This window comes from Streptomyces sp. NPDC046261 (assembly GCF_040646235.1).
GTDB lineage: Bacteria > Actinomycetota > Actinomycetes > Streptomycetales > Streptomycetaceae > Streptomyces.
This window is the reverse complement of the sequence record NZ_JBEYZU010000003.1, coordinates 248,553-260,862: the sequence shown is the minus strand read 5'-3', so window position 1 is coordinate 260,862 and position 12,310 is coordinate 248,553. Positions and strand designations below refer to the sequence as shown.

The window sequence follows — 12,310 nt, the reverse complement described above, 5'->3', positions numbered from 1 at the left end:
CAAGCTTGCCTCTTCGCGCTGGCGCAGCCCGAATCCGCCTCTCGGGGAAAGCAAGTCGATGTCGCACCGGCCCACGGCATCCGAGGAACGGTCCGCAGAACGGCAGCTCAGGAAGACAAGGGGGAAGAAATGTGCGCTGGCTGCTCCGTCGACGATTCGGAACGAAATGAAAGTCTCCTGGTCATCCACAGCGCGCCGGCTTATCGCTATGGGCTCACGCTCGGCCTGAAGGAGTCCGGATTCAGTGTCCACGAATCTGATTCCGTGGAACAGGCCGAGACCGTCGAATGGGACGCATGCCTGGTGCATGTACCGGACTCGGACATGGCGCCGCTGGCACGTCTGCGCGCGGCGTGGCCCGGCCGGTCCGTCGTCGCGCTGCTCAACGAACCGGACGTGGACGACTACCGGTCCGCCCTGCGCGCCGGCGTCCAGGGGCTGGTGGCGCACGACGCGGACCTGTGGGAGATCGGCGAGGTGCTGCGCAGCGCGCTGCGCGGCGACGTCCGATTACCGGCCGCCGTCGCCCGGGCCCTGGCGGACCGGACCACGGCGGCACCGAGCGCGCTGGCCCTCAGCAGCGACGAGACGGAACTGCTCACGCAGCTGGCCTCCGGCGCCCCGGTCGCCGACATCGCCAAGCGGTCCGGCTACTCCGAGCGGCACATGTACCGGGTGGTGCGTCACCTCTACGGCAGGGTGGGCGCCCGCAACCGCAGCGAGGCCATCGCCGCCGTGGCGCGCTGGGGCCTGCTCTCCGAGACTGGCCGCCGGCGGTAGGGGTGATGGCACAGACCTGCCACCCGGATGTCAGGAGAACGCCACGACGCTGTCGCATTCCCGCGCCGTCCCGGCGGGAATTCCGGCCCCTTGACATGGAATTACCAGCCCGGGCGTCCATAGGATCGATGCCGCGCGAGATCGTGCGAAGCCTTGTGCACAGGCTCGTCCAGTCATCGACGACAAGGAGTCCGGTCATGTACTCCAAGCCCACCGTGCTGAAGATCGGCACGTTCGGAAAGCTCACGATGCACAGCCGTCCGGCGAAGAAGGACAAGGCGGGCCGTCGGCGTCCGCGGCACGTCCTCCTCTGACCCTGCGGGGCTGATCGCCGAATGCCGGCGCGGACGGACGCACGGCGTTCGTCCGCGCCTTTCGCGCTCGCCACCTGTGAACCGGACGGGACTGCATTCCATGAATCAATTCGACCGCGCGGGTGAGTGGCTCATCGTCCTCCCCGACCACGCGGAGTCGACCACGATCGCGCACCGCATCGGCCCCGCCCCCCGGCGGGTCGACCATCCCTCCGGCCGTCCCTGGCTGATCGGGAACTGGGACCCGGCCGACTTCCGGCTCGGGGAGGCCGGGCCCACCAAGATCGCCACGCTCGGCTTCTGTTCGGCCGGCTCCGCCCGTCTCACGGAGATCGCCGCCCGCACCGCCGACGTCTCGGCGCTAGACGACGCCCGGCACCGGCTGTCCGGCTGCTTCCACCTGCTGGCCAGCGTGCACGGGACGACCCGGGCGCAGGGCACCCTCTCCGGGCTCCGCAAGCTGGTGCACGCCAGGGTCGGGGGCGTCACCGTCGCCGCCACGCGCGCGGACGCGCTGGCCGCACTCACCGGCGCCGGCGTCGACGAACGACGGCTGCTGCTGCGGCTGCTGCTGTCCGAGGTGGCGCTGCACACCGTCAACTCACCCTTGTGGAAGGGGATCCAGGCCGTCGACGAGGACAGCTGCGTCGTCCTGGACCCGGCCGGCGGTGTCCGCGTGTCCCGCCGCTGGAGTCCGCCGCTGGACGTCCTGCCGTTGCGGGAGGCGGCCGACCGGCTGCGCGTCGCCCTGAGCGACGCGGTCCAGGCCCGCGCCGACTCCGGGCTGACGCTGACCTCCGACCTGTCCGGAGGGCTGGACTCCACCACCTTGTGCTTCCTCCTCGCCCAGGCCCGCCCCGGACCGCTGACCACGCTGACCACCCTGGCCACGGACGTGGGGGACGACGACCCGCACTGGGCCGACCTGGCCGCCGGCCACCTGCCCGGCGTACGGCGCGTCATGGCCGCGTTCGCCGACCTCCCCACGCCGTACGAGGACATCCTCCAGCCGGGTCCGGCCGGCGAGGAGCCGTTCCCGGGCGTGGAGGACCGGACGATGTACCGGGCGCTCGCCGCGCTGATGAGCGCCGAGGGCTCGCAGGCCCACCTCAGCGGCGACGGCGGCGACGAGGTGCTGCCCGGCGGCTCCACGGGCGTGTTCGACATCCTCCGCACCCGGCCCCTCACCGCCCTGTCCTACCTGCGCGGCTACCGCGCCCTGGAGCACTGGACCTGGCAGGACGTCGTGCGCATGGGCCTCGAGCAGCGTCGCCCCTACCCGGCCTGGCTGGCCGACCGCGCCCGGCGCGTCGTCGCCTCCCCCCTGGACGACCAGGACGAGCGGGCCTCCGCACTGCTCCAGCTGCCTCCGTGGGCCACGCCCGACGCGGTGGCCTCCGTACGCGACCTGCTCGTGGAGGAGTCCGCCCGCGCCCGGCAGCACGGCCACAACTGGACGGCGCACCACACCATCTGGGGCATCCGCCTGTGCGCCAGCCTCGTCCGCGGCACGGTCCCGCTCTACGCCGCGGAGGGCATCCGGCTCACCTCGCCCTACCTGGACGACGCCGTCATCGACGCCTGCATGGCGGCCCGCGCCCACGAGCGCCGCACCCCTTGGGCGTACAAGCCGCTGCTCCGCGAGGCCATGCGCGGCATCGTGCCCGACCTGTCGCTGAGCCGGAGCACCAAGGCCGAGGGCTCCAACCTGGAGCACGCCGGCATCCGCCGGAACGTCCAGCACCTCGACGAGCTGTGCGCGGACTCACGGCTCGCCGCACTGGGCCTGGTCGACGGCGAGAGGCTGCGCTCGGTGTGCACCGGCTTCCAGCTCCGCCTGTTCACCCCCTACGCCCTGTCCACCACCTTCAGCTGCGAGCGGTGGCTGCGCGACCTCGAGAACCCGGGCGGCACGCCCGTGCCGTCCGGACCGACCACCGTGGAGGCCCTCCCATGACCGTGCGGTTGCGTGACGACGTCTCACTGGCCGAGACCGACGACGGCGGCATCCTGCTCGACCAGCGCTCCGGGCACTACTGGCAGCTCAACCACAGCGCCTCCGTCGCCCTGCGCAAACTGCTCGACGGCGCCGACGAGCACGAGGCGGCCCTGGCCCTCACGGCCGGCAGCTCACCGGACGAGGTGAGCGTCGAGCAGGCCGTCCGCGACGTCCGTGAGCTCACCGACCAACTGACGACGGCGAAGCTGGCGGTACGGACATGAGCACACCCGAAACCCTCTTCCAGGTCCGCGAACGCATGCCGCTCACCACCCGCCTGACCGCACGCGCCGCCGTCGCGGCGGCCCTGCTCCTCGCCCGCCTCCCACCCCGGCACATCCGCCGGATCCTGGCCGCCGTACGCAGCGGCGCCGTCGGCGCCACCCACGCGCAGGCGTACGCGGCACGCCAGGCCGTGGTCTCCGTGAGCGTCACCTGCGCGGGCAAGGGGTGTCTGCCGCGGTCCATCGCGACGGCGCTACTGTGCCGGATGCGCGGACACTGGCCGGTGTGGCGCGTGGGCGCCCGGACCGCTCCGTTCGGGGCCCACGCGTGGGTGGAGGCCGAGGGCCGCGCGGTGGGCGAGGGCGAGCAGATCACCGCCTTCCGCCCGCTGTTGACGGTCGGACACCGAGACGGCTGAGGGAGATGGGCGCACGTGTTGAGGAGCTTGCGGTCCACGCGTCGTGACGACGCCGAGGACGACGGGCAGAACGTTGAAAGGGGGGTAGAGGGGGCCGAGGGGGAAGAGGAGGCCGAGGAGGAGGCGACACGACGCGTCGGCATCAGGGACCTCTTACGGGTGACCCAGGGCCACCGCAAGGCCCTCTTCCTCGCCCTCGCGCTCTCCCTCGTGGCCGCCGCCATGGGCCTGGCCCAGCCCATGCTGGCGACCAAAACGATCAACGAGTTCTCCCACCACCGGCCCTATCTGCTGCTGACCGTCGTGCTCGGCGTGGTCTTCGTCGTCGAGGCGATCGTGTCCGCCTGCGCCCACTACTCGCTGGAGCGCACCAGCGAGGGCATCGTCCTCGGCCTGCGGCAGCGCCTCGTCGGCAAGCTGCTGCGCCTGCCCATGCGCCGCTACGAGCGGCACCGCCTCGGCGACCTGCTGACCCGCACCACCAGCGACACCACCTTGCTGCGCGACTCCCTGGCCTACGACCTCTCCGAGGTCGTGGTGGGCGCCTTCGTCATCGTCGGCGGCATCTCGATGATGATCTGGCTGGACGCCTCGCTGTTCCTCATCGTGCTGGTGATCGTCGGAGCCATCGGCGGGCTGACGATGCTGCTCCTGGCCGGGATCCGCAAGGCCGTCGAGGACGCCCAGGACAGCCTCGGCGCCATGTCGGCCGAACTGGAACGGGCCCTGTCGGCCATCCGCACCGTCCGCGTCATGCGCGCCGAGGACCGGGAGCAGGAACGCATCGGCCGCATGGCACGACAGGCGTACGAGCAGAACCTGCAGGCCGCCAAGCGTGACGCCGTGGTCGGCCCGGCCATGACCCTGGCCATGCACGGCTCGATGATGGCCGTCCTGGTGGTCGGCGGCATCCGGGTGGCCGGCGGCGAGTCCTCCCTCGCCGACATGGTCGGTTTCCTGCTGTACATCACCTACATCTCCGCACCGATGGCCAACATCTTCGACGTCATGGCCACCCTGCAGAAGGGCCTGGCGGCCCTCCAGCGCATCGAGGCCGTCGCCCAGCAGCCCGGCGAGGACGACGCCACCCCGGCGCCGGCGCCGGTGCCCGCGCCCCCGGCCCCCGACGCCGCCACGCCCGCGGTGGAGTTGCGCGACGTCGGCTTCGGCTACGAACCCGGCCGGCCGGTCCTGCACGACGTGTCGTTCACCGTGCCGCGCAACACCCACGTCGCCCTGGTGGGTCCCTCGGGCGCGGGCAAGTCCACCGTCTTCGGCCTGCTGGCCCGCTTCCACGAGCCGGACCGGGGGCAGATCCTGCTCGACGGCGTCGACATCACCACCGGCATGAGCAGGGAGCAGTGCCGGTCCATGATGAGCCTGGTCGAACAGAACGCCCCCGTCCTGCACGGCACGCTGCGCGAGAACATCGCCTACGCCCGGCCGGAGGCCACCGACGAGGAGCTGCGCCGCGTCATCACGCTCGCGAGCCTCGACGAGCTGGTGCGGCGCCTGCCCCGGGGCCTGGACACCCCCGTCGGCGAGCACGGCGACATGCTCTCCGGCGGCGAACGGCAACGCGTGGCCATCGCCCGCGCCCTGCTCCCCCGCCCCCGGCTGCTGCTCCTGGACGAGCCCACCTCACAACTGGACGCCGCGAACGAGGCCGCCCTGACCCGCACCATCGAGCAGATCACCCAGGAGTGCACGCTCCTGGTCATCGCCCACCGACCGTCCACCATCCGCGCCGCCGACGCGGTGGTGGCCCTGGAGTCCGGCCGGGTGGTGGCCACGGGCACGCACGAGGAAGTCGCCCGGCTGACTCCTGTCACACTTCCGCGCCGTGATCCGTCAGAGCAGTGACAACGACGTGAAGCCCGGAAGGAAACACGATGGAAGCACGTTCGATCACTGCGAAGGTACCGATGGGTCCGCGGATGTCCCAGGACCCGCAGGAGCTCGTCCCCGAGCTGGCGGAGGTGTCGGCGGCACTGTTCAAGGCCACCGGCAACCGCTCCGTGCCCCGGACCACGATCAGTCTGCTCCAGCTGCGGGCCGGCCAGATCGTCGGCAACACCTACCTGACCGTCCTGCACACGGGTTTCCTGCGCAAGGCCGGGGAGACGGAGGAGCGCATCACCGCGGTGGCGTCCTGGCGGGACGCCCCGTACTTCACCGGCGCCGAACGGGCCGCGCTGGCTCTGGTGGAGGCGGTGCTCCTGCCGTCCCCGCACGGCGGCGAGCGGGTGCCGGACGAGCTGTACGCCGAGGTGTCCGAGCACTACGACGCCAAGGCGCTCACCACCTTGATGATCGCGATCGGCCAGGTCAACTTCTTCATACCGGTCGCCCTCATCGCCAAGCCGGTCCCCGGCCGTTCGTTCACCGATCCGTGGGCGTAGAACCGGCCCGGTAAGGCCCGGCGTCCGCGGTCGCCTTCGCCTCAGCCGACGTCGTCGGGGTTGGTGGCGGTGACCAGCCAGGCGGCGCCGCGCAAGTGGACGCCGTCCGGCTGGGCGAAGGGCCGCAGGGCGGCGGTCAGCGCCTCCCCGGCGCGGTGGGCGACGTCCGGGGCGGCCTGGTCGAGGAGGAACCGCAGGGGCCCGGAGCCGAGGACGAAGTTGGCCGCCTCCCGGGCGTCGGGCCCCCAGTTCTGCGGCGCCTCGACCGAGGTGACGGTCACGGCCCGGAAGCCCGCGCCGCCGAGGACGTCGTGGATGCGCGCCGGGTCGGCGAAGGAGAACATGCCGGGTGCGCTGCCGTCGGCACCGAAGTACGGCATGGGCAGGTGCTCGCGCAGAGCGCCGACCGCCCGCACCCACTCGTTGCGGCCGGGCTCGGCCATCGTGACGAAGGCGAGGCGGCCGCCGGGCCGCAGGGCACGGCGGATGTTGCCGAAGGCGGCGACGGGGTCGGCGAAGAACATGATGCCGAACCGGCTGATGGCGACGTCGAACCCGCCGTGCGGGAGGGGGTGGGCCTGGGCGTCGCCCTGTTCGAAGGCGAGGTGGGCGAGCCCTTCCCGGTCCGCGAGCTCACGGGCGAGCCGGAGCTCGGGCCCGGACAGGTCGAGGCCGAGCACCCGCCCGCGCGCGGCACGCCGCGCGGCCAGCCGCGAGGTCTGGCCCGCCCCGCAGCCGATGTCCAGCACCCGGTCCTCGGCACCGATGGCGGCGGCGGCCAGGAGCGGCTCGTTGAAACCGGCGTTCACGGCATTCCAGCGGTCGTGGTGGTCGGCCCAGTGCTGCCCCTCATAGCCGTTCCACGCCTGCTCCTGCTCGGTGTTGACAACGGTGCGCATGTAAGTCCTCCCCTGTCGGGTCGCCGGTCCGGCGACTAGTATGGGCGCGTGCCCATACTGTATGGGCACGCGCCCATACTGACCAGAGGCCCGCGGGAAGAACATGACGCGGCGGCAGGGAAGGAAGTCCGGTGTCCCCACGAGGCGTCGCCATCACAGGAGTTCGGGAACGGCTCTTCGAAGCCGCGGAGCGCGTGCTGAGCCGCGACGGCGCGGGCGGTTTGACGAGCCGGGCGGTGACCGGCGAGGCCGGATGCGCCAAGGGCCTGCTGCACAACCACTTCGCGGACCTCGACGACTTCGTGGCACAGCTGGTGCTCCACCGGTTCCGACTGCTGGCGGAGCGAGCCGCCGCTCTTCCCGCGCGGGCGGGCGAGAGCACCGTCACGGAGAACCTGAACGCCACCGTCCTGGCGCTCCTCGACTCCGCCGGGCCGGCGCTGGCCGCGCTCGCCCTGGTCCGCCCCGGGGCCAGCGCCCGTATCCGGGACGCCTGGCGGGACGGCGCGCCCGGACTGAACGCCATCGAGGCGTCCGTCGCCACTTACCTGGAGGCGGAGCAGCGCCTGGGCCGCGTCTCCGGGACGGCCGACTGTGCCGCGCTGGCCCTGGCGGTGGTCGGAACGGCGCACCACCTGCTCATGACCGCCTGGCCCGGCGGGCCGGACCCGCGCGAGCGCCTCCAGCACGTCATCGCGTCGCTGACCGGCCGCAACGGCTGACCCGAGCTGCCCGGGGCCGCGGCACCCGACTGGCGGCCGTCAACGCGCGCCCGCCCGCCCCGCCCTCCAGGCTGGGGGCGTGGCTGATCAGCGGCGGGTCGTCGTCCAGCCGCCGTCCCCGAACGGCGGCCGGCGCGTGCGCGTGGACGGGGAGACCCTCGGTGTGGCGCACGGTCCGGAGGACGTGAAGGAGTTCGTCAGGCGGGCCGGCCTCGCCCCGGACACCATCCGGCTCGACGATGCCGAGCTGTTCGAATGGCAGGGCGGCGGACCCGGAGTATGGGCCGAGTCGCCGCCCTGACCAGGTGTGACGAGGAGGCCCCGGCCGAAGCCGGGGCCTCCTCGAACGAGCGGGGCTGACTCAACTCCTCACGTGAAGCGCCTCAGCCGCAGGCTGTTGGTGACGACGAAGACCGAGGAGAAGGCCATCGCCGCGCCGGCGATCATCGGGTTGAGCATGCCGGCCGCCGCGAGCGGGAGGGCGGCGATGTTGTAGCCGAAGGCCCAGAAGAGGTTGCCCTTGATGGTGCCCAGGGTGCGGCGGGAGAGACGGATGGCGTCGGCGGCCACGAGGAGGTCGCCGCGTACGAGGGTGAGGTCGCCGGCCTCGATGGCGGCGTCGGTGCCCGTACCCATCGCGAGGCCGAGGTCGGCGGTGGCGAGGGCGGCCGCGTCGTTGACGCCGTCGCCGACCATCGCGACCGTACGGCCCTCGGCCTGCAGGCGCTTGACGACGTCGACCTTGTCCTGCGGCAGTACCTCGGCGATGACCTCGTCGATCCCCACCGCGCGGGCCACGGCCTCGGCGACGGCCTGGTTGTCACCGGTGAGGAGGACGGGGGTCAGGCCCAGGCGGCGCAGCTCGGTGACCGCCTGTGCGCTGGTGTCCTTGATCTTGTCGGCGACGGTGAGGACACCACGGGCCTCGCCGTCCCAGGCCACGGCCACCGCGGTGCGGCCCGCGGCCTCGGCGGTCGCCTTGGCCGCCGCGAGCTCGGCGGGCAGCTCGATCACCCACTCGGCCAGCAGCTTCTCGCGGCCGACGAGCACGGCGTGCCCGTCGACGACGCCCTGGACGCCGAGGCCGGCGATGTTCTCGAAGCTCTCGGGGACGGGCAGGGTGCCGGTGCGCTCGGCGGCGCCGTCGGCGATGGCGCGGGCGATGGGGTGCTCCGAGGCGTGCTCCAGCGCGCCGGCCAGCCGCAGCAGCTCCCGCTCGCTGACGCCGGGGGCGGTGACGACCTCGTGGAGGGCCATCTTCCCGGTGGTGACGGTGCCGGTCTTGTCCAGGACGACGGTGTCGACGCGGCGGGTGGACTCCAGCACCTCGGGGCCCTTGATGAGGATGCCGAGCTGCGCTCCCCGGCCGGTGCCGACCATGAGGGCGGTCGGGGTGGCCAGGCCCAGGGCGCAGGGGCAGGCGATGATCAGTACGGCCACGGCGGCGGTGAACGCGGCGGTGGCGTCGCCGGTCACGAACAGCCAGGTCAGCAGGGTGCCCAGCGCGATGAGCAGGACGACGGGGACGAAGACGCCGGAGATGCGGTCGGCCAGGCGCTGCACGGCGGCCTTGCCGTTCTGCGCGTCCTCCACGAGCCGGGCCATGCGGGCCAGCTGGGTGTCGGAGCCGACGCGGGTGGCCTCGACGACCAGGCGGCCGGAGACGTTGACGGTCGCGCCGGTGACAGAGTCGCCGGCGGTGACGTCCGCGGGTACGGATTCGCCGGTCAGCATCGAGGCGTCGACGGCCGAGCCGCCCTCGACGACGGTGCCGTCGGTGGCGATCTTCTCCCCGGGCCGGACCACGAACCGGTCGCCGGCCACCAGCTCCGCGGTTGGGACGCGGACTTCACGCCCGTCCCGCAGGACGGTCACGTCCTTGGCGCCCAGCTCCAGCAGTGCCCGCAGGGCCGCACCGGCCTTGCGCTTGGACTTCGCCTCCAGGTAGCGGCCGGCGAGGATGAAGGCCGTGACACCGGCGGCGGCCTCCAGATAGATGGAGGAGGATCCGTCCGTGCGCGAGACGGCGAAGTCGAAGCCGTGCCGCATGCCCGGCATTCCCGCGTGCCCGAAGAACAGGGCCCACAGCGACCAGCCGAGCGCGGCGAGCGTACCGATCGACACCAGCGTGTCCATCGTCGCCGCCCCGTGCCGGGCGTTGGTCCAGGCGGCCTTGTGGAAGGGCAGCGCACCCCAGACGACCACGGGAGCGGCCAGGGTGAGCGAGAGCCACTGCCAGTTGTCGAACTGCAGCGCCGGCACCATCGCCATCAGCACCACCGGCACCGAGAGGACGAGCGAGACCAGCAGCCGCTGCCGCAGCGGGGCGGTCTCGTCAGCCCCCGGGCTCTCCGCCGGGGCGGCCGCACCTTCCCGCTCGGCCCGCTCGGCCCGCTCTTCCCGGGCCGCCGGCTTCGGCGGCTCCTGGGCGGTGTAGCCGGTCTTCTCCACGGTGGCGATGAGGTCGGCGACCCCGACCCCCGCCCCGTAGGCGACCTTCGCCTTCTCGGTGGCGAAGTTGACCGTCGCCGTCACGCCGTCCATCCGGTTGAGCTTCTTCTCGATGCGCGCCGCGCACGAGGCGCAGGTCATGCCTCCGATCGAAAGCTCGACTTCGGCGGCGGGTATGGCAGACGTCGCTGCCTTCTCGGGAGCCATGCTGGTCATCGCGTTCTCCTGGCGAGGGCCGGACCGTGCGGCGGCCATATCAGTGGTGCGGCACGGCCCGGCCGGGGGGAATACGGGGGTGGGGTATGTCAGGCGCGGCCGGCGAGCTCGTAGCCCGCCTCGTCCACGGCGGCACGGACCGCCTCGTCGTCCGGCGCGCCGATGGAGGTGACGGTCACCAGGCCGGTGGCGGCCACGGCCTTGACGGACGTCACGCCGGGTATGGCGGAGACCTCCTGCGCGATCGAGCTCTCGCAGTGGCCGCAGGTCATGCCGGTCACCGTGTAGACCGTGGTGATGCCGCCCCGGACGTCATCCTGGGCGCCGGTGCCGCAGGTGCCGGCCGGGGTGCAGCAGGAGCCGGGGGTCGTCCGGGAGGTCATGGCTACTCCTTGAGGGTTTGTCGTGTACGCGCGGGGACGGCTGGTCCGGGCCCGAGACGGCCCGGCGCCCCCGCCTGGAAGAACCATATACCCCCCGGGGGTATTCCGGAAGTCCACGCCGGCCCACCCGGCACCGCCGGGAGGTGGAATGCGGCGAGGCGTGCCAGCATCTATGCGTACGAACCAGATCCTGCTCTGGCTCGGAGTGCCGGCCTGCCCAACGACGCCGGCGGCTCCGGGTACGCGGAAAGGGTGGTCTCAGGCGACGGTCTCTGGAGGTCCGTGCCATGTCCGATGCGCGGGGACGCCCTGGACGCCCCGGGAAGAGTTCCTTCAACCGCCCGGCCGGAAGAGGCGGCGGAAAGCCGGCCGAACCGGCACCCGAGCGATCCATGGACCCCCGGGCGGAGGCCGAGGAGCCACCGCCCCTGCCCTTGGCACGCAGCGTCGTCGATGCCGCGGTCTACCGCGGCGGCCGGCGGATCGAGAGGCCGGCGACGCTGGAGGACATCTACGAACGGCTGCCGGGCGAGCCGGGCACGATGGCGTGGATCGGGCTCTACCGCCCCTCCCCGGCACAGCTGTGGGAGGCGGCGGCACAGTTCGGACTCCACGAGCTGGCGGTGGAGGACGCCATCGTGGCCCACCAGCGGCCCAAGCTGGAACGGTACGGCAAGACCCTCTTCGTCGTCCTGCGCGCCGCCCGCTACCTGGACGAGGCCGAGGAGGTCGACTTCGGCGAGATCCACCTCTTCGTCGGCCCCGAGTTCGTCCTGACCGTCCGGCACAGCCAGGCCCCGGACCTCGCCGCGGTACGCAAACGGCTGGAGCAGAACCCCGACCTGCTCGCCCTCGGCCCGGAGGCCGTGCTGTACGCGGTGCTGGACGCGGTGGTCGACGGCTACGCGCCGGTGGTGGCGGGCCTGCAGTACGACATCGACGAGATCGAGACCGAGGTCTTCGGCGGCGACCCCAAGGTCTCCCGGCGCATCTACGAACTCTCCCGCGAGGTCGTGGAATTCCAGCGGGCCGCCCGCCCGCTGCTGACCATCATGGCGGGGCTGGAGGCCGGCTTCGACAAATACGGCACGGACGAGGAGCTGCGCCGCTACCTGCGGGACGTGGCCGACCACGCGACCACCGTGGCCGAGCGCGTCGACGGCCTGCGCCAGGCACTCACCGACATCCTCGCCGTCAACGCCACGCTCGTCTCGCAGGCCCAGAACGAGGAGATGCGACTGCTGGCAGAGGCCGGCCACGCGCAGAACAACGAGATCAAGAAGATCTCCTCATGGGCGGCCATCCTGTTCGCTCCCACCCTGGTCGGCACGATCTACGGCATGAACTTCGACCACATGCCGGAGTTGCACTGGGTAGCCGGATACCCCTTCGCCATCATCCTGATGGCAGCCGTATGTACCAGTTTGTACGTCATCTTCAAGCGGCGTGGCTGGCTCTGAGTAACCAGCCCGAGACCCAAGGTCCCAGTCGGTCGGGGTCG

Annotated in this window: 12 protein-coding genes; 9 read left to right on the top strand and 3 right to left on the bottom strand. The window is 72.2% G+C overall.

Going from position 1 to position 12,310, the window contains the following annotated elements:
• Positions 1 to 264 precede the first annotated feature (264 nt).
• From ABZ956_RS08005 to ABZ956_RS07980, 6 genes are all read left to right on the top strand, one after another.
• Positions 265 to 780, top strand: a complete 516-nt coding sequence (locus ABZ956_RS08005; RefSeq protein WP_361888617.1) for a hypothetical protein — start codon at positions 265 to 267, stop codon at positions 778 to 780.
• A 414-nt stretch (positions 781 to 1,194) separates the two neighbouring features.
• On the top strand, positions 1,195 to 3,051 hold the full coding sequence (locus ABZ956_RS08000) for an asparagine synthase-related protein (protein ID WP_361888614.1): 1,857 nt from the start codon (positions 1,195 to 1,197) through the stop codon (positions 3,049 to 3,051).
• Positions 3,048 to 3,317, top strand: coding sequence for a lasso peptide biosynthesis PqqD family chaperone (locus tag ABZ956_RS07995; RefSeq protein ID WP_361888611.1), 270 nt, complete (start codon positions 3,048 to 3,050; stop codon positions 3,315 to 3,317). The genes ABZ956_RS08000 and ABZ956_RS07995 overlap by 4 nt, the downstream gene beginning before the upstream one ends.
• Positions 3,314 to 3,736 carry a lasso peptide biosynthesis B2 protein gene (locus ABZ956_RS07990; protein ID WP_361888608.1) on the top strand — a complete coding sequence of 141 codons (423 nt, stop codon included), beginning with the start codon at positions 3,314 to 3,316 and terminating at the stop codon, positions 3,734 to 3,736. Before ABZ956_RS07995 ends, ABZ956_RS07990 begins: the two co-directional genes overlap by 4 nt.
• A gap of 15 nt (positions 3,737 to 3,751) precedes the next feature.
• Complete coding sequence (locus ABZ956_RS07985) at positions 3,752 to 5,599, top strand: ABC transporter ATP-binding protein (RefSeq protein WP_361888605.1); 1,848 nt, start codon at positions 3,752 to 3,754, stop codon at positions 5,597 to 5,599.
• Positions 5,600 to 5,628: 29 nt separating this feature from the next.
• Positions 5,629 to 6,138 carry a carboxymuconolactone decarboxylase family protein gene (locus tag ABZ956_RS07980; protein ID WP_361888602.1) on the top strand — a complete coding sequence of 170 codons (510 nt, stop codon included), beginning with the start codon at positions 5,629 to 5,631 and terminating at the stop codon, positions 6,136 to 6,138.
• Positions 6,139 to 6,179: 41 nt separating this feature from the next.
• Here the strand turns inward: ABZ956_RS07980 and ABZ956_RS07975 are convergent, their stop codons facing one another.
• A complete protein-coding gene (locus ABZ956_RS07975; RefSeq protein WP_361888599.1) occupies positions 6,180 to 7,037 on the bottom strand; it encodes a class I SAM-dependent methyltransferase in 858 nt (285 codons plus the stop codon).
• Positions 7,038 to 7,168: 131 nt separating this feature from the next.
• On the opposite strand from ABZ956_RS07975, the gene ABZ956_RS07970 reads away from it, so the two are divergent.
• Entirely contained in the window at positions 7,169 to 7,759 is a 591-nt protein-coding gene (locus ABZ956_RS07970; protein WP_361888596.1) for a TetR/AcrR family transcriptional regulator, read from the top strand.
• A gap of 79 nt (positions 7,760 to 7,838) precedes the next feature.
• Positions 7,839 to 8,060, top strand: a complete 222-nt coding sequence (locus ABZ956_RS07965; protein ID WP_361888593.1) for a hypothetical protein — start codon at positions 7,839 to 7,841, stop codon at positions 8,058 to 8,060.
• 68 nt (positions 8,061 to 8,128) lie between these two features.
• Here ABZ956_RS07965 and ABZ956_RS07960 read toward each other — a convergent pair whose 3' ends face one another.
• Together ABZ956_RS07960 and ABZ956_RS07955 are read right to left on the bottom strand one after the other, a co-directional pair.
• Positions 8,129 to 10,426, bottom strand: coding sequence for a heavy metal translocating P-type ATPase (locus ABZ956_RS07960; protein ID WP_361888590.1), 2,298 nt, complete (start codon positions 10,424 to 10,426; stop codon positions 8,129 to 8,131).
• Positions 10,427 to 10,515: 89 nt separating this feature from the next.
• A complete protein-coding gene (locus ABZ956_RS07955; protein ID WP_361888587.1) occupies positions 10,516 to 10,809 on the bottom strand; it encodes a heavy-metal-associated domain-containing protein in 294 nt (97 codons plus the stop codon).
• A 287-nt stretch (positions 10,810 to 11,096) separates the two neighbouring features.
• Between ABZ956_RS07955 and ABZ956_RS07950 the strand changes: the two genes are divergently transcribed.
• Entirely contained in the window at positions 11,097 to 12,269 is a 1,173-nt protein-coding gene (locus ABZ956_RS07950) for a magnesium and cobalt transport protein CorA (RefSeq protein WP_361888584.1), read from the top strand.
• Positions 12,270 to 12,310 lie beyond the last annotated feature (41 nt).